The sequence below is a fragment of the Paenibacillus sp. P3E genome (assembly GCF_001909045.1).
Classification (GTDB): Bacteria; Bacillota; Bacilli; order Paenibacillales; family Paenibacillaceae; genus Paenibacillus_AQ; species Paenibacillus_AQ helianthi.
This window is the reverse complement of the sequence record NZ_LVWH01000114.1, coordinates 25,465-43,544: the sequence shown is the minus strand read 5'-3', so window position 1 is coordinate 43,544 and position 18,080 is coordinate 25,465. Positions and strand designations below refer to the sequence as shown.

The following is an 18,080-nucleotide window of genomic DNA, read 5'->3' as shown; positions in this document are numbered from 1 at the left end:
TAAAACTTAAAAAACTTTTAGGAGGTTGTAACATGAGTGAGGTTGTAAACAAAGCAGCATTAGCCAAAGAAACGGCCGGTGTGCTAGCCAGTCTGAGCACCGGCCAAAAAAATGAGGCCTTGCTGGTTATGGCCGAAGCCTTGATCCGTGAAGCTCCCGCGATCATTGCTGCTAATAGCGAAGATTTGGAGCGAGGGCGGCTGGGCGGTACTCCGGAATCAATGCTTGACCGGCTGGCACTGGATGTCGGACGGATCACGAGCATCGCAGAAGGACTCCGGCAAATAGCCGAACTGCCTGATCCAATCGGTGACAATCTGGAAACCATCGAACGTCCAAATGGACTGTTTATTGAGAAAATCCGTGTACCGCTGGGTGTCATTGGCATTATCTACGAGGCACGTCCTAATGTAACGGTAGATGCAGCGGGTTTATGCCTAAAAACAGGGAATGCCGTAGTCCTGCGCGGCGGCTCCTCTGCTCTGTCTTCCAACCGTAAAATCATCGAGGTGCTGCACCGTGCACTTATCGAAACAGCCATCCCAAGCCAAGCACTGCAATTAATCGAAGATCCGAACCGTTCCTCGGTAGATGAGATGCTGAAGCTGAACGGACTGCTTGATGTAATCATTCCGCGCGGTGGGAGTGCGCTGATTCAGAATGTCGTGCTTAATGCCACCGTGCCCGTCATTGAAACAGGCGCAGGCATATGCCATACTTATGTGGATGCCAGTGCTGATCGGGAAATGGCCTTGTCGATCAGTCTGAACGCCAAGGCCCAGCGTCCCTCCGTGTGCAACTCCATGGAGACGCTGCTGGTTCACCGGGATTTTGCTGCAAAGCATCTCCTTGCTGTGGCGGAAGCATTCCGCGAAATCCCTGTCGAGCTGCGCGGCTGTCCAGAAACGGTTGCTAGGATTCCTTGGGCATTGCTGGTATCCAACGAGGATTTCGCTACGGAGTACAATGACTATATTCTTAATATCAAAATCGTCGGCGGGCTGGATGAAGCGCTGCAGCATATCGCTGAGTTCAGCACCCGGCATTCCGAATGCATCGTAACGGCGGATGCGGGTAACGCGGAACGTTTCCTTCAAGAAGTGGATGCTGCCGCTGTCTATCATAACGCCTCAACGCGCTTCACGGATGGCTTCGAGTTCGGATTTGGGGCAGAGATTGGCATCAGCACCCAAAAGCTGCATGCACGCGGCCCGATGGGACTGCCGGCACTGACTTCAACCAAATACAAAATTCACGGCTCCGGACAAATCCGGGGATAAACCTATGATGCCGAAGCTAGTTTTTTATAGGACTACCAACGAAGTATAACCTCAAAACTATTAGGAGGGTTTAAGTCATGTGTCAGCAACCTGCAATACCATTAATTAATCACAACATTGTTTTTTACGGCGCTGGCTCGATGGCGGAAGCGATTGTGCGCGGCATGATTACCCGTAATGTGGTGGATTCCGGCAATATCGTGATGCTGAACCGCAGCAGCAGTGAACGCCTTAGCGAGCTCCGCAGCCGTTATGGAGTGCTTGGCAGTAACGAACCTGAACAAAAAAATGAATATCTGCGCACGGCTCCGGTTATCGTGCTCGCTATGAAGCCCAAGGATGCTGCCGAAGCTTTGCGAGGTTTAGGGCCTCTGCTCTCTTCTGACCAGCTGGTGATTTCCGTCATCGCAGGGATGACTATCCGTACGATGCAAGGCCTGCTTGGGAAGCCACAGCCGATTGTGCGTACCATGCCTAATACCTCCAGCTCCATCGGACTGGGAGCAACCGGCATTGCCTTTTCTAAGGAAGTTAATGAGCCAAGCCGCCGGACCGCGCTCAACATCTTTGAAGCGGTTGGATTAACTTCTGTGATCGATGAAGAACGCATGGAAACCCTCACTGGAATTTCGGGTAGTGGTCCGGCGTACATTTATTACATGATGGAGGCCATGATTGCAGCAGGAATACGCGGAGGTCTCCCGGCTGAACAGAGCAGAGAGCTGACCGTTCAGACTGTCCTTGGTGCTGCCCGGATGGTGCAGCAGACCGGTGAAGAACCAGCCGCCTTGCGTAAAAAAGTCACCTCACCCAATGGATCCACACAGGCTGCTCTAGAGGTGCTTGAAAAGGGAGATTTCTTCGAGACCGTGATTTCCGCTGTTAACCGCTGCGCCGAGCGCTCCCGCGAAATGGGAGTAGCACTGGAAAAAGAGCTTTCATAAATTCACATCTTCAAAACAAAAACAACCGTACTTCCGATGGCTAACCAGCCAACGGAAGTACGGTTGTTTCTATGTTAGGAAGGACGTTGAACGTCTCCCGTCCTTTAAGGACAAGAAACTTCAACTGATCCTCTTTTCACCTGCCGCCGCTGCGGAACTTCTGGGAGTAGGCCTTAACATCCTGGGCATTCTTTACCCGGTTACGGGCCCATTCCAGCAGTATACGGTCAATATAGCGGAAATGAACTTTTCCGGCGAATACAGACTCTTTCAGAGCGAGAAGAATCAATTCCTCCGGGTACTTATCCTGATCTACCCAACCGGAAATGGTTTCACATTCCATCGGGGAAAGCGGACGTCCAAATTCCTTCTCAAAAATTGTGAACAGACTGCGGCTCTCCTCCGCATCCCTGCCCGCAGGAGTAGCCGGACTCCCGTAGCCTCCATCCGGAGCAGCAGTCCCTGTATGATGTGCAGACGCCCGAAGACTGGGTGCGCTGCTTACAGGTTTGCTTCTCTCCTTTACGGATTCTTGAGCAAGTACCGACAGAAACGCACCTAGCTTATCATACAAGCCTGAGAAGTTATAGCGTTCATAGTGGATATCTCTCAGCTCGTCGTTGTCCTCATCAATGCTGATGAAGCCTTCCTTCATAAGCTTTTGCAGTTCTCCCGCTATTGCTGATATACTGCGTCCGGTTACTGTCTGAAGCTCCTCCAGGGAAGGGAATTCAATCCCCTCCACCTGGCGGAAAGACAGCAAATGAATAAGCAGCATCGCTTCACTGCCGGTCAGGTTCAGCTTCCGGTAATACTTCAAGAGTGCGTAAGGAATGACGGCCATCCCGTTTTGGAGGCCAAAAGACACGCCTTCGCCCCAGGTACTCCATCCTTTGCCTTCCATGCGCAGCCCCCTTTGATTGCCTATGGGTATAGACGGTACAATGTACGAGGGAACGGAATCGTTTCCCGTACATGGTCCAGACCGCAAATCCAGGCTACCGTCCGTTCAAGGCCAAGGCCAAAACCGGAGTGTGGCACAGAACCATAGGTGCGCAGATCCATGTACCATTTGTAAGTATCCATTGAAAGATTATGTTCCTTGAAGCGCTCCTCCATCAAAGCCGGATCGTCGATACGCTGTGATCCGCCGATAATCTCCCCATAGCCTTCAGGTGCAATCATATCTGCGCAGAGGACAACCTCTGGACGTTCAGGATCCGGCTTCATATAGAATGCCTTGAAGGAGGCCGGATAATGCGTAATGAACACCGGTTTATCGTTGGCTTCCGCAATCGCCGTTTCGTGCGGCGCCCCGAAGTCATCGCCCCAGGCAATCTCATGTCCATTATCATTCAGGAATTTTATTGCATCATCATAGGTGATACGCGGGAACGGAGCTTTGATATTTTCCAGCTTGGACACATCGCGGCCTACCGCTTCCAACTCCGCACGGCAGTTAGTTAGCACGGACTGTACGATAAAGCTGATAAATTCTTCTTGAACCTTCAAGCTTTCTTCGTGATCCGTGAATGCCATTTCCGGCTCAATCATCCAGAACTCGATCAAATGACGGCGGGTTTTGGATTTCTCTGCACGGAAAGTCGGACCGAAGGAATACACACGGCCAAGTGCCATCGCCGCAGCTTCCATGTATAACTGTCCGCTCTGCGTAAGATAGGCGTCTTCATCAAAATATTTGGTGTGGAACAAGTTCGTTGTACCCTCTGCCGACGTTGGCGTCAGGATCGGCGGATCCACCTTCGTGAACCCGTTCTGGTTGAAAAATTGCTGAATCGCCCGGATAATCTCCGCACGAATCACGAGGACTGCCCGCTGCTTCGCAGAACGAAGCCAGAGATGACGGTGATCCATCAGGAAATCGACGCCATGCTCCTTCGGGGTAATTGGATAATTCTCTGTAAGATGCAATACTTCTATACCCGTTACAGTCATCTCAAATCCAGATTGACTACGGGGCTCCTCACGGATGATTCCGGTCACATACAATGAGCTTTCCTGGGTGAGGCTCTTGGCATCGTCCCAGACCTGCTCCGGCACTTCCGATTTCACCACAACGCCCTGGATATAGCCTGTACCATCCCGAAGCTGCAGGAACTGAATTTTACCGCTGGAGCGCTTATTGTTCACCCAACAGCCGATCACAACAGTTTCCCCAACATGCTCATTCACGTTCTTGATTACACTCTTGTTAGCCATCCCAACTGATCTCTCCTCTGTTTAGCCGTTAATTCCTTGCACAATACGATAAGTATCGCGTGCAATGACAAGTTCTTCGTTTGTCGGAACCACGAGCACCTGCACCTTGGACTCTACCGTAGAGATACGGCGCGGATCACCGGAGCGGACCTTGTTAGCTTCAGCATCCAGTTCAATTCCAAGGAACGTAAGGTTATTCAGCACTTTGGCACGCAGCACGGCGGCATTCTCGCCGACACCGGCAGTAAATACGATCACATCTACTCCGTTCATCGCTGCCGCGTAAGAACCGATATACTTCCGCAGACGGTACTCATACATATCAAAAGCAAGCGTAGAGTTCGGCTCGCCTTTTTCCGCACCATCAATAATATCACGCATGTCACTGCTGATGCCAGAAATAGCCAAAAGTCCGCTGTGCTTGTTCAGCATCGAATTCACTTCGCCCACGGACAGTTCTTCCTTGTTCATTACATAAGGAACGATTGCCGGGTCAAGGTCGCCGCTGCGGGTACCCATCATGAGACCTTCAAGCGGTGTCATCCCCATTGAAGTATCAATCGACAGTCCGCCGTCAACGGCAGTCACACTCGCGCCGTTACCGATGTGGCAAGTAATGATCTTAAGGTCTTCAAGCGGACGCTCCAGATATTCAGCTGCAGCCTTGCTCACGAAATCATGGGAGGTACCGTGTGCGCCGTAGCGGCGAACCTTGTATTTGTTGTACAGCACTCTAGGAATGGCATACATATAAGCTTTCTCAGGCATGGTCTGATGGAAAGCAGTATCAAAAACAACCGCCTGCGGCACACCGGGCATATTCACTTCGGTAGCCGTAATCCCCATCATTGCTGCCGGATTGTGCAGCGGTGCAAGGTCGAACAATTGACGGATCTTGGTTTTGGCATCGGCATCAACCAGCGCGGAAGCCTTGAAGAATTCGCCCCCGTGAACTACACGGTGTCCAACTGCGTTGATCTCATCGATCGAAGAAATAACCCCGTGCTCTTTGTCCGTCAGACAAGCAAGCACTTTACGGATCGCTGTATTGTGCTCAAGAATTTCACTGACTTCTGTTACTTCCTGTTTGCCTGTTGGCTTGTGGTTCAGAATGGAGGAGTCCATCCCGATGCGTTCTACCAGACCTTTGGCAAGTACAGATTCATCCGTCATATTGTACAGCTGGTATTTCAAAGAAGAACTGCCTGAGTTAATAACTAGAATATTCATACACGGTCACCATCCTTGTCGTACTTGAAGAAGCCTTCGCCCGATTTCATGCCCAGTTGTCCTGCACGCACCATTTTCTTAAGAATAGTGGATGGACGGTATTTCAGTTCACCGTACTCACGGAACATATTCTCCAGAGCGGCCAGAACGGAATCCAGACCGAAACGGTCAGCCATTTCAAGCGGCCCGTGCTGGAACTGATAGCCGATACGCATAGCATCGTCAATATCCTCTGGGGAAGCGACACCTTCCTGCAGGACATGCATAGCTTCGTTAATGAACAGGCAAATGAGGCGTGAAGATACAAACCCTGGGGATTCGTAAATCATAACGCCTTTTTTCTCAACAATTTCATCAACAAAAGCTTTGGTATCTTCAAAAGTGCTGTCAGAGGTTTTCAGTCCACGCACAATCTCAACGAGATCTACCTTAGCTACAGGATGTATGAAATGCATGCCGATGACGCGTTCCGGGTACATTGTAGAGCTGGCAAGCTCAGTCAAGCTGAGTGTAGACGTGTTGCTGGCCAGAATAATGTGGCTCGGACACACCTGATCGAGCTGATTGAATACCTTTTGCTTGGCGTCCAGGTCCTCAGTAATGGTCTCAATGACCATATCACAGGAGCTGAGTTCAGCGAAATGCGTTACTTTTTCAATACGGCTGAGAATCAGCTTCTTTTCAGCTTGGGTAATTGCCCATTTCTCCAGCTGTTTGTCGAGACTCGTCTCGATCATTGCATAAGAATAGTCCAGTCTTTCTGCGGTTTTCTCCACAAGCATAACATCCAGGCCCTTGGCTGCCAGCATTTCAGCAATCCCTTGACCCATTGTGCCACCACCGATGACACCGATTTTTTTAAAATTCATGTAAAAGTCTCCATCCTTTCAGGTATCTATACTTTTGTATTGTACCTTGTCTGTCGTAAAAAATATGTAGCCCGACATATAATAACATCTTAGCATGTCTGAAAAGTAAAAAAAAATAACCGGCATAAAGAATTATGCCGGTAAAAGGACGCTGTCACGAAATTGACAACGAAATTGCTCTCCGGAGAGAACTTCTTCTTTCATTAAAATGTCAAGGGAGTAATCAAACACATTTCGCTGCTTCCCGAGAAGCTCATGAGTACGCACCATTAATTCATCCAGTATTTTACTGTTTTCCTTCATTAACTCTTCTGTGGTAACCATTTGCAGATTGGCAATCCCCAGGGACGTCAGTCCTGATTTCATCATCGTCTCAACAATATTGAGCGCCTGGTCGAAGTCTCCGCGTGATCCGGTGCTTCTTCCGCCGTAGTACATTTCTTCTGCTACCGCTCCGCCCAGGGCAATCATAATCTGGTTCTCCAAGTAGTCCTTAGTGTACAGGTACTGTTCGGTCTGAGGATTATGCCGTACATAACCTAGGGCTTGCCCACGCGGCGTAAGCGTTACCTGGCTGACACTTCCCGGACGAAGCATCTCAGCCATAATTGCATGTCCCAGTTCGTGGATCGCCACCCGTTTCTTCTCTTCGTGGTTCGTCTCACGGTCTGTCTTCTCGCCCATCATCACCTTGTCGATCGCCATTGACAGATGCCGTTGCTCCACTTCTGTCAGGTTCTCACGCATCATGTAGATCGCTGCTTCGTTCATCACACTCTCAAGCTGGGCGCCGGAGAAGCCATAGGCCTCTTCCGCAATCTTGTCCAGATTAACCCCTTCATGCAGCGGTTTGTTCTGGGCATGCAGATCGAGAATGGATCTGCGGCCTTTCTTGTCCGGCATGTCCACCTGGATATGACGGTCGAATCGGCCGGGACGCAGCAGTGCTGAATCGAGCATTTCCTTGCGGTTTGTTGCCGCGACCAGCAGAATACGCGGCGTTTCATTGTTGTAAATTCCATCCATCTCAGTCAGGAGCTGATTGAGCGTCTGATCATACTCACGCTGCTGTCCGCCTTCGCGTTTACCGCCGATGACGTCGATTTCATCGATGAAAATAATTGCACTCTGTTTATTTTCCTTCAAGGCACGCGTCCGTGCATCCTTAAACAAATCACGTACGCGTCCGGCACCGACACCGACATACATCTCGACGAACTCACTGCCCGATGCGGCTACAAATACAGAATTTGTATAATGGGCTGCTGCTTTGGCCATTAGCGTCTTCCCGGTTCCCGGAGGGCCTGTCAGAAGAATTCCCTTGAGCGGGCGGATACCGAATTTACTAATTTCTTCATGGCGGATCAGGAAATCCAGCGCTTCACGCAGCTCCTGCTTGGCATTGTCCTGTCCCCCGATTTCTTCAAAAGTCAGCTTCGAAGGGCCGTTCTTCTTGCGTTTTTTGTCTCCGCCGGCATTCACGGTTAGTCCGCCGCGCAGATGGGCAATAAGAAGCAATGCGCCAACCATGCCAGCTGCAATGATAACCGGAAAAATATTGATGCCGATAAAAGCCATAAAAATCACCAGTACAGGAACAAATCCGACTAATACCTCTTTCCAGAACTTAGGCATTATTCCACACCCCCATCGTTGCCGCTACGCGAGGCAAAATAATGAATTTGCTTTCCTTACCATCGCTAAGGCTCACATATACGTTACTGTCATCGATTTCGGTCGTTGCGATCACACTGCTGTATTTGGAATTCTGAGATTTCAATTCATCCAGCTTCGCAGGTATTAATGTATATTTACGGCTCTCCATCGCTTCGGCAACCGAGAACATCGCTTTATCCCAATATTCATCCAAAAGCTGGCTGGAATGCTGCTCAACATCCAGCTTAAGAGTCCGGCCGTCTATAACTGATCTGCCCTCAGTATTCACATACTGTACCAGCTCACGTAATTTTGTGCCTGGCTTCAAATCAAGTTTCAAAGTAACCTCATTGCGTTTAATAGAGATATGGGAATCATTCACTCCCTCATATGCAGATACAATCTTCTGAAGCGGTTCCTGCACGGCGAACTCACGATAGGAATACCAGCCGCCAAATAAAAGCGCAGCAGACAGCAGAGACGTTAGCAGTACAGGCATTAGGCGTAGTTTCAAGAAACGTCCTCCTCTCAAAGATAAGAAAACAAAGTGAATAAATTATATTAAACTTACAAAATAGCGTGTCTAGCGCTCTTCCGAGACAGGCCTGCTATTAAGCATGCCTTAATACAAATAGTAGTATATCACAGGTGTATATACGATTTCGAAGAAAAGTGTGAATATATTTAAAATTTTCAGTACTAATTTTTGGGCGAACTGACAGCTCTTTTCCCCTTATATCGTCAGCAAAGACCGCAACGTTTAGCGCTGCGGTCTTTTTCATGTCCTTGTTTCTTGTCTAATTATGCATCGAGCCACATTCAAACCATTATCTCAAGTATATACTTGCTGATATATTCCATTTCAATATTCTACGGTCAACTGATTAATATCAAGTGACACGAGCATAACATTTTCCACATACAAACAAGCGGGCAGACAGAGTATGGTCCACCCGCTATTGTCTTTTCCCTTGAACTAATGGCATTAGCGGCTGGGCAAGCTGTAGCCGTCTCCAATCGCACTGCCATCCGCGAAACGATAAAACTTGTAATAATACCGGCCTTCCAGCTTGTAAAATAGCTGCCAGGCATACTCTCCGTTGTACACCCCGGGCAGAAGCCGCTCAATGCTGCTTCCGGGGAGGTCTGACGCAATGATAGACCGGATCTTCTGCTCAGACGTGCCTTTGGACACCTCTTCCACGTATACACCGTTGTCTCCTCCGGCAGGTTTGCCGTCGAGCGTAAAGCGTACCCATACCATAAGGTCCGTTCCAGCTGCATTTCGTCCTGTAAGTACCCAGTATACCGAATTTTCGTCCCATACGGACTTCTGTGCTTTGGTTACCTCGGTCAATCCTGCCCTTGCTTCAGCAACCTCTCTGGCTGCACTGCGTTCGTTCCACTGGTCTTTCATCACATAAGCATAGAACTGGCTTAGTCCGAACAGAAGGAGCAGAACCAGGAGTATCCCCAGCAGAAGCCATTTTCTTCTTTTCTTCAAAGTTGCAGCTCCCTTTCCTCTGGATGCTTCATAGATCCTGTTCTTTTTACCGTTTCAGCAGGCTTTCAAAGGTTTCCTGTGCTTTGCGGCGGATTCGTTCCTCATCTAAAGTCAGGCACTGTCCATTCTTCACAACCTGCTTACCATTCACCCATACATGCTCGACATCCTTAGCACTCGCTGAATACACAGCATGGGAGAGCAGGTCTGTATGAGGCAGGAAGTGCGGCTGGTCGATATCCAGCGCAATGAAATCAGCCTTCATTCCCGGAGCCAGCCGGCCTGTGTTGTCCAGGAAAATCGACTGTGCGCCGTATTCGGTCGCCATCAGCAATGCTTCCGGTGCAGGTACTGCTGTTGGATCTCCGCTCACACCTTTGTGGATCAGAGCAGCCAGGCGCATCTCCTCGAACATATCCAGATTGTTATTGCTTGCCGCACCGTCAGTGCCCAGCGATACCTTGACTCCCGCACGCAACAGCTCCGGTACCCGTGCTACACCGCTTGCGAGCTTCAAGTTACTGCCAGGATTATGGGATACCCCTACGTTGTAACGTGCTAGAATCTCTATTTCTTCATCATTCAAATGAACCCCGTGAGCCACGAGGGCCGGCCGCGTGAACATCCCCAGCTTCTCCAGATGCGCTACCGGACGCAGGCCGTAATCTGCAGCATTCTGTTCGACCTCCCGCCGGGTTTCGGACATGTGTGTATGCATAGGCAGGTTCAAATCATGGGCAGCCTGTACAAATTTCACGAAAAATTCAGGAGGACAGGTGTAAGGGGCATGCGGGGAAATCATCGTCGTGATCCTTCCATCCGCCTTTCCATGCCAATTTCGCGCAAAGGCTATCGCCTCCGCCAGCTTATGGTTCTGCACATCCTCAGGACAGAGGCCGATAACCCCGCGCATAAGCACGGCACGCATTCCCGACTGCTCTGAAACCTCAGCAACCCTGTCCATATGGTCATACATATCCAGGAAGGTGGTTGTGCCTCCCTTCAGCATTTCCAGTACAGACAAAGAGGTTCCCCAGTAGACATCGTCACTAGTGAATTTTTCTTCCATGGGCCACATCTTCTCCTGCAGCCAGTTCTGAAGAACCATGTCATCCCCATATCCGCGGAGCAGAGACATGGCGGTGTGGCCATGGGTGTTGACCAGACCCGGCATGAACAACAGACGGCTGCCGTCAACGGTCTGTGTCCCTTCTTCAATAACAGGTTTGACTTCTCCTATGTATGTGATGAGATCATTTTCTATAGTCATATAGCCGCTTAGAACCGGACTTTCCGTACCCGGCACCAGAAATCGCCCATTTACAATTACTGTCTTATTGCTGTTCATCTTCCACTTCGTCCTTTCCATCGTGCAAATAATAGGCCAGACTCTGCAAATCGGTAGTAAAATCAGCGGCGTGAATCCGGATGTTGGATGGCGTCTTCAAGATTACGGGTGCAAAATTAAGGATCGCCTCAATGCCTGAATCTACCAGAATATCTGCAACATTCTGTGCTTCACTATCCGGTACAGTGATAATACCGATGCGGATGCCCTGTTCGCGGATCGTGCTTCCCAGCTCTTCCATGGGCTGGACAATGAGTGAGTTGATTTTCTGCCCGACCTTGGGAGCATAGGAATCAAAAACAGCAGTGATTTTCATCGTGTCCTTCAAGTAAGCATTGTAATTTGAGAGAGCGTGGCCGAGATTACCTGCACCCACCAATGCCACGTTGATTTGCTGGTCAAGCTTCAAGATATGGCGGATTTTCTCAATCAGGTATGACACATCATAGCCAATACCCTTTCTGCCGAAATCCCCGAAATAGGCCAAATCCTTGCGGATTTGCGCCGGATTCAGATCCAGCTTTTGTCCCAGCTCCTGGGAAGATACGGTGGAGATTTCACGCTTCAGGAGATCATTCAGGAAGCGCAGGTACACTGGAAGTCTGCGTACCACGGCCTCCGATATTTTATCCGATTTCATATTTTCTCCTCCTAAAAGTTTTGTGAGCAATGCATCATAGTATTACTTCGTACAAAACTCACTTCGTAAGCATATGCCAAGTTTTGTGAGCATAAGTACAATCCATTCCCTGGTATCTCAGCACGAACCGGATACCAGGAGAACAGAGCTTCGTTGTTCCTTGACTATATTTGAAATGATTGCAGGTTAAGATACGCTGCCGTCTTCAAGCCATTCCGCAATTCGCGGAACCATCTGATCCGTCAGCATATGCTCCATTTTGGGTCCAGGCAGCGAGTAGAGGAAATACTTTCCGTAATAAGATTCGATAACCCTGGTATCATATACTATAACAATACCCCGGTCCTGGGCAGTACGCACCAGCCGGCCGAAACCCTGTTTGAAGCGGATAACCGCCTGGGGAACCGACAGCTTCATAAACGGGTTCTTTTTCTGTGCCTGAAGCAGCTCTGCCTTAGCCTCCGCAAGCGGATGGTTCGGTGGTTGAAAAGGCAGTCTGACAATGGCCAGACAGGTCAAAGCCTCGCCGGGAATATCCACACCTTCCCAGAAGCTGCTTGTTCCGAGCAATACAGAGGCGGAGCTGTCCTGAAAACGCCGGATCAGCTTACTCCGGCTGCCGCCTTCCACTCCCTGCCCCAGTACCGTAATGTCCTCGGAGACAAGCGCCTCCTTTAGAGGATCATAGACTTGGCGCAGCATTTTATAGGAAGTGAAGAGCACAAGCATCCGGCCCCGTGTAGCCACAGCAGCCTCCGCCAATGAATGCACCAGCTTATCGACAAAACGGGCATCGCCCACACTGCCTTTGACACTGGGGAAATCACGCGGTATGACCAGAAGTGCCTGTTCACGGTACTTAAACGGAGATGGGAGCAGTGCTGTCATCAGCCTTCCCTGTTCTGCAGACTCGCCCAGTCCCAGATTATCAATCATAAATTGAAAGGACTTATCTACGGACAAAGTAGCTGAAGTAAGGACTATGCTTTTCTTTTTATCAAAAAAGAGTTCCTTGAGCTGGGCACTGACATCGACTGGTACGGCATACAACTGCAGTGACTTCCCTCTATAGTTGCCGCTACCTTCCATCCAGTAGACGATATTCTCGTCATTCAGGTTCATGAAAAAACGCACTTGCTCACGGATGGAGGCCAAGTCCTTGAATAACCCCCCGATATCCGTTACCAGACTATCCGATGATGATTGGCTCTCCGATTCGCGCATTTCACTGAGCATCTTGTCGCCCTTGCGAATAATATCACTTAGACTAAGATGAAGTGTGTTCTCAAGCGCAGTTAGTTCTTCCCAGTCCTTGGGCCTCTTGCCCGGCAGAAGCCGGGTAACCAGTTGTCCGGCTTCTCCGGCAGCGGCGTCACTGCGTTCGGGCAGCAGGGCAAACAGCTTGTCACTAAGCGTGTCCCACGATTCCTTAACCGTAAGCAGATCCGGGTAGATCCTGTCGATCACACCGCTCCATTCTGCCGCCTGCTCACTGCCTGATGACTGCAGCGTTTGACGCAGAGCCGGCAGCTGGCCGCTCCGGCTGTCTTTATAGAGACGCGTAAGCGTATGGGCGACGGTGAAGTATTTCATCTGCATGCCCAAGTGCTTGCCTGCAATATCCTCCAAATGATGGGCCTCGTCGATGACGAGGTGCTCATACGCCGGGAGCAGCTGATGCCCGGCCTTGACGTCCGCGAAGAGCTTGGAATGATTGGTCACTACGACATCCGCTATCCCGGCTTCGTGCTTGGCCCGGTGATAATAGCACTTGCGGAACCAGGGGCAGGAACGTCCAAGGCAGGAATCCGTATCACTGGCTACGGTCTCCCAGAAATCACCACCGCGACCGTTCAGATTCAGCTCCTCATCATCACCCGACTGAGTCTGGGTCAGCCATACAATCATTTGTGCCGCAGTAAGCGCTTCTTCCCGCGGACTTGTAAAGTCCTTTTTGTTTATTTTATGTTCAAACTTCCGCAGACACAAATAGTGTCCTCTCCCCTTGAAGATTGCAGCCTTAAACGGGAACGGCACGACACTCGTCAACAGAGGGATGTCGCGCTCACGCAGCTGGTCTTGAAGGTTGATGGTATGTGTGCTCACCATTACCTTCTGGTCTGAGCGCACACTGTGGTAAATGGCCGGAAGCAGATAGCCCAGCGACTTGCCGGTACCCGTTCCCGCCTCGATCAAGAGATGCTTGTCACCCTCTAGTGCAGCCATGACCTCGTGAATCATAATCTCCTGGGCTTCACGGCTCTCATATTGGGGTAAAGTCTCCTTCAGCCGCTGGGTCACCTCTTCCATATATTCCTCAAAGGTAATATTCTGCAGAGGATTGCCAGTTCCCTCCTCACGGGGAGGAGATAGCTCCGACCAATCCCCGACAGCCAGCGCAAGCTGACGGTAAAAGGTTAGCTCCCCTTCAGGCTGGAAGGTCTCCATTTCACGTTCACGGAGCAACCCGTCGAAATACCAGGCCAGATCACTGTCCTCATCGACAAACAGCTCATTCAGACGCTGAATGGTCAGGAGAGGCAGGCTATACAGTTCCTCCAGGCATTTCAACAGTACGAGAGCAGTGGCAAGCGCGTCGCTGTCCGCCTGATGCGGACGGTCATGCGTCAGGCCAAAATAGGTACTTACCGCTCCAAGCTGGTACGTGGTCAATGACGGAAAGCATATTTTAAGAAAATCAATCGTATCCAGAATCCGGCCCTGGAACGGCAAATAGCCGCACCGGTCGAGCGCATTCTGCAGAAAATGAAAATCAAAAGCCACATTGTGTCCAACCAGAACGACGTCGTCCAGCATAGGGACAAGCTCCATCATCATTTCATCCAGTTCAGGTGCACCTTGCACATCACTGTCTGTAATACCGGTCAATCCTGTAATAAACGGGGGGATCGGTGTTCCGGGCTTAACGTAGGAACCATACACCCGTGAAATAGACCGGTCTTCTTCTATAATGGCAAGGCCAACCTGGATGATCTCACCCACGGATTGGGTTCCCGTAGTTTCAAAATCAAGCACGGCAAATTTCATTATAAGTTCTATTCCCTTTCACTTGAGACTCCTTATCAGCATAACAGATGTTACGAAAAAAGGCGATGCACACCCCTTGGTTAGCGGGATGCATCGCTTAAATGGAGGAATAAGGGTTATAAAAGCGAAACCAGCTGGTGCCCAAATTGCAGCTTCCCTCCACGCCTGCGGCAGACCTCCAAATTGACGCCGGGTTCAGCGAGCAGGGGATCATGCTGTAAGGAGAGGTTGAAGAGCTCCTGAGCCTCACTATAGCGTTCCTGAGAGGCTCTGATGCAGCCGAGTGCATTGTAGATCATGGCTTTTAGCTTCTTCTCACGGATCAGGGCCAGCATGTGATGCAAATGACCCCAGGAAACGTCTAATTCCCCCTCCTGGAGATAGGCCATTGCCAAATAGAGGCGTGCTGCCAGACTGTCCGGATACCTGGTGATGACATCCTTGAATTGTTCGATGCATTTCCTGTACATAAGCAGCTTGTAGTAGCCCTGTCCACGGACAAAGGAGTCCATAACAAGCTCAGGTGCCTCTGCCTGTGGCATTTCCTCATCGGAAGGCAGAGAAAAATCAGCATTTTGACGAAAATCACTCAGCTTCTCGGCAAAGGACAGCCATTCATCCATTACCTCGTCACTAAGTCTGTGCAGCATGTTGTACTTGCATAAAAGATCATTCCGGCGGGCACCCTCCGCAGTAGGGAAGTCGGCGGTGATTTCCTGAAGCATCTTGTTCATCTCAGCAAATAAATGTTGAAACACGGGACATCCCACCCTTACTGAAAATGAAATCAGCTTAAGCTTGCCTGCCTTCATTTTTCACAAGTACGGGCCTCTTCATCCCTGGCATTCATTGCATGACTTAAGCTTCAGGCAATGGTTGCATGCAGCTCATGATCTGTCAGTTTAACCGGCTTATTATCGGTGTCCACGAATACAACCGTCGGTTTATGTGCGGCCAGCTCTTCAGAGGACAGCATAGCGTAGGAGATGATGATCACTGTATCTCCCGGCTGCACCAGCCGGGCTGCTGCTCCGTTCAGACAAATAACGCCGCTGCCCCGGGGTCCGGGAATGACATACGTTTCCAGGCGGGAACCGTTATTATTGTCAACAATCTGTACTTTCTCATTTTCGAGCAGGTCAGCTGCTTCCATCAGGTTCTCGTCAATGGTGATGCTGCCCACATAATTCAGATTGGCTTCCGTTACGGTAGCACGGTGGATTTTGGATTTCATCATATGTCTAAACAAGAGCGTGTACCTCCTTGGGAATAAAAACATTATTGTCGATCAGCCTTGTTCTGCCGAACTTCACTGCGAGCGCCATGATAACCTCTCCCTCTGCATTGCTGAGCGGTGACCCGTCTTCCAACGCTTCGAGGTCCGGAAAGGACAGGATTTCCACATAATCAATGACGGCGAGCGGCGATGAAGAAATAATCGATACCAGCAGCTTGCGTGCTTCGTCCACTGTTCTGACGGTTCCTTCTTCCAGCGCCTTGCGGGTATCACGGAGTGAGCGGGACAGAACCAGGGCCTGATTGCGCTCCTCACTGCTGAGGTAAACATTCCGTGAGCTAAGCGCCAGTCCATCCCCTTCCCGGACGATCGGACAGGCGACTATTTCCACATTCATATTGAGATCAGATACCATCCGGCGCAAAACAGCAACCTGCTGGGCATCCTTGAGTCCGAAGAAGGCATAATCCGGCTGCACCATGTTGAACAGCTTGCTTACTACTGTGGTTACACCGTCAAAATGTCCAGGGCGGGAAGCCCCGCACAGCTGGGTCGTTAGCGAGTCCACCGATACCTTGGTACGTATAGGCTGAGGGTACATCTCTTCCACAGAAGGTATGAACACGATATCGGCACCCTCACGCTCTGCAAGCTCCAGATCACGGCGTTCGTCGCGCGGATAAGAAGAGAAATCCTCATTCGGCCCAAATTGCAGCGGATTGACAAAAATGCTCATCACAACCGTGTTACTCATTTCACCCGCTTTACGGATCAGGCTGGCATGTCCTTCATGGAGATAGCCCATCGTCGGCACAAAGCCTATAGGTGTATGTCCTCCCATCCGCATATAATCCAGCGCTTCGCGCAACTGTAGAACCGTTCTGACTACTCTCATCTTATTTCTCTCCTTTTCCGGCCGCGCCGTATAAAGATTCCAGCACATGCTCTTCTGCGTTAAAAACATGACTTTCCGCCGGGAAGGAACGGTCCTTCACTTCCTGGACATAGCTGCTGATCCCTTCACGGATCAGTGTACCTACATCGGCATAGGTTTTGACAAAACGTTTCTCCCGGTATGGAGAGGCGTAACGCAACAGGTCATGGAAAACCAGCACCTGTCCATCGCAATAACGGCCTGCTCCAATCCCAATGGTCGGGATGCTGACGGCCTTGGAGATGGCTTCAGCCACTTCTTCGGTCACCAGCTCAAGGACGATCCCAAACACACCGGCAGCTTCAAGCGCCTTCGCTTGCTCCATCAGCCGCTGTGCATCTTTGGCGTCCTTACCTTGAATACGGTAGCCGCCGATCATATTTACAGACTGCGGGGTGAGGCCGATATGGCCAAGCACCGGAACACCGGCAGCTACGACGGCGGATACCGTATCGCAGATTTCCATTCCGCCCTCCATTTTGACGGCATGTGCCCGTCCTTCCTGCATCAGTCTACGAACACTGCGCAAGGTTTCATCGATGCTGCCGTGATAGGTCATAAACGGCATATCCGCTACAATAAAAGTATGCTGGGCCCCCCGGGTGACCGAGCGGGTGTGGTACACCATATCTTCTATAGTCACCGGTAAGGTGGTGTCATATCCAAGAACTACATTCCCCAAAGAATCGCCGACCAGTATCAGGTCTATCCCCGCTTCCTCAGCCAGCAAGGCTGAGGGATAATCATAAGCAGTCAGCATGCTCAGCGGAACGCCATCCGTTTTCATTTTTTTCATTTTCACAATATTTAACGCATGTTTGTCAGCCATAGGCTCCCATTCCCCTTTTCGCAGTTAATTACGCGTAAACGCGCAAACAAAAAAACCTTTTAGCATAAGTCCGCTAAAAAGGTCCGATGGGCAAAAAAGAGTCACTCGCGATCGTCCCTTCTGTCTCGGTCCTTACGGCTCAGAGCAGAATCCAACGTAACCGTGAAATACAGTTATGAAGGTGAATCTAACAGCAAATCCCCTGATATAAAAGGTTTCTTCCCGAGTACAGCCCGACAATCGATACCGTCTCTGTCCTTATTATAACAAAATCTTCAAGCAAGTAAACCATGAAGAAACAGTTTGCTGGTCCTTTGAAAAAACCGCATTCTGTTTCACCA

General features: G+C 50.2%; 16 protein-coding genes. 2 read left to right on the top strand and 14 right to left on the bottom strand.

What is annotated here, in order from left to right:
* The first annotated feature begins 32 nt into the window (after positions 1-32).
* Entirely contained in the window at positions 33-1,280 is a 1,248-nt protein-coding gene (locus tag A3842_RS10410) for a glutamate-5-semialdehyde dehydrogenase (protein WP_074101320.1), read from the top strand.
* A 77-nt stretch (positions 1,281-1,357) separates the two neighbouring features.
* Positions 1,358-2,224 (top strand): pyrroline-5-carboxylate reductase, encoded by an 867-nt coding sequence (gene proC, locus A3842_RS10405; protein ID WP_074087669.1) that lies wholly within the window; start codon positions 1,358-1,360, stop codon positions 2,222-2,224.
* Positions 2,225-2,360: 136 nt separating this feature from the next.
* On the opposite strand, the gene A3842_RS10400 is transcribed toward proC, so the two are convergent.
* From A3842_RS10400 to panB, 14 genes are all read right to left on the bottom strand, one after another.
* Positions 2,361-3,128, bottom strand: a complete 768-nt coding sequence (locus A3842_RS10400; RefSeq protein ID WP_074087668.1) for a DnaD domain protein — start codon at positions 3,126-3,128, stop codon at positions 2,361-2,363.
* Positions 3,129-3,148: 20 nt separating this feature from the next.
* Positions 3,149-4,444 (bottom strand): asparagine--tRNA ligase, encoded by a 1,296-nt coding sequence (asnS, locus tag A3842_RS10395; RefSeq protein ID WP_074087667.1) that lies wholly within the window; start codon positions 4,442-4,444, stop codon positions 3,149-3,151.
* Positions 4,445-4,465: 21 nt separating this feature from the next.
* The gene (locus tag A3842_RS10390; protein ID WP_074087666.1) at positions 4,466-5,674 is read right to left on the bottom strand and encodes an acetate/propionate family kinase; all 1,209 of its coding nucleotides are present in this window, start codon (positions 5,672-5,674) and stop codon (positions 4,466-4,468) included.
* Complete coding sequence (locus tag A3842_RS10385) at positions 5,671-6,543, bottom strand: 3-hydroxyacyl-CoA dehydrogenase family protein (protein ID WP_074087665.1); 873 nt, start codon at positions 6,541-6,543, stop codon at positions 5,671-5,673. The genes A3842_RS10390 and A3842_RS10385 overlap by 4 nt, the downstream gene beginning before the upstream one ends.
* A gap of 132 nt (positions 6,544-6,675) precedes the next feature.
* Positions 6,676-8,178: an AAA family ATPase gene (locus A3842_RS10380; protein ID WP_074101319.1), complete on the bottom strand. Its 1,503-nt coding sequence runs from the start codon at positions 8,176-8,178 to the stop codon at positions 6,676-6,678.
* A complete protein-coding gene (locus tag A3842_RS10375) occupies positions 8,171-8,713 on the bottom strand; it encodes a hypothetical protein (protein WP_074087663.1) in 543 nt (180 codons plus the stop codon). The genes A3842_RS10380 and A3842_RS10375 overlap by 8 nt, the downstream gene beginning before the upstream one ends.
* Before the next feature lie 471 nt (positions 8,714-9,184).
* Positions 9,185-9,703, bottom strand: a complete 519-nt coding sequence (locus tag A3842_RS10370; protein WP_074087662.1) for a cell wall elongation regulator TseB-like domain-containing protein — start codon at positions 9,701-9,703, stop codon at positions 9,185-9,187.
* 46 nt (positions 9,704-9,749) lie between these two features.
* Positions 9,750-11,051 carry an amidohydrolase gene (locus tag A3842_RS10365; protein WP_074101317.1) on the bottom strand — a complete coding sequence of 434 codons (1,302 nt, stop codon included), beginning with the start codon at positions 11,049-11,051 and terminating at the stop codon, positions 9,750-9,752.
* Positions 11,038-11,691, bottom strand: coding sequence for a redox-sensing transcriptional repressor Rex (locus tag A3842_RS10360; RefSeq protein WP_074087660.1), 654 nt, complete (start codon positions 11,689-11,691; stop codon positions 11,038-11,040). The genes A3842_RS10365 and A3842_RS10360 overlap by 14 nt, the downstream gene beginning before the upstream one ends.
* A gap of 186 nt (positions 11,692-11,877) precedes the next feature.
* A complete protein-coding gene (gene dinG, locus A3842_RS10355; protein ID WP_074101316.1) occupies positions 11,878-14,739 on the bottom strand; it encodes an ATP-dependent DNA helicase DinG in 2,862 nt (953 codons plus the stop codon).
* 116 nt (positions 14,740-14,855) lie between these two features.
* On the bottom strand, positions 14,856-15,497 hold the full coding sequence (locus tag A3842_RS10350) for a tetratricopeptide repeat protein (RefSeq protein WP_074087812.1): 642 nt from the start codon (positions 15,495-15,497) through the stop codon (positions 14,856-14,858).
* A 107-nt stretch (positions 15,498-15,604) separates the two neighbouring features.
* Positions 15,605-15,988, bottom strand: a complete 384-nt coding sequence (panD, locus tag A3842_RS10345; protein WP_074087658.1) for an aspartate 1-decarboxylase — start codon at positions 15,986-15,988, stop codon at positions 15,605-15,607.
* A complete protein-coding gene (panC, locus tag A3842_RS10340) occupies positions 15,981-16,871 on the bottom strand; it encodes a pantoate--beta-alanine ligase (protein WP_074101314.1) in 891 nt (296 codons plus the stop codon). The genes panD and panC overlap by 8 nt, the downstream gene beginning before the upstream one ends.
* A 1-nt stretch (position 16,872) precedes the next feature.
* Positions 16,873-17,739, bottom strand: a complete 867-nt coding sequence (gene panB, locus A3842_RS10335) for a 3-methyl-2-oxobutanoate hydroxymethyltransferase (protein ID WP_074101312.1) — start codon at positions 17,737-17,739, stop codon at positions 16,873-16,875.
* Positions 17,740-18,080 lie beyond the last annotated feature (341 nt).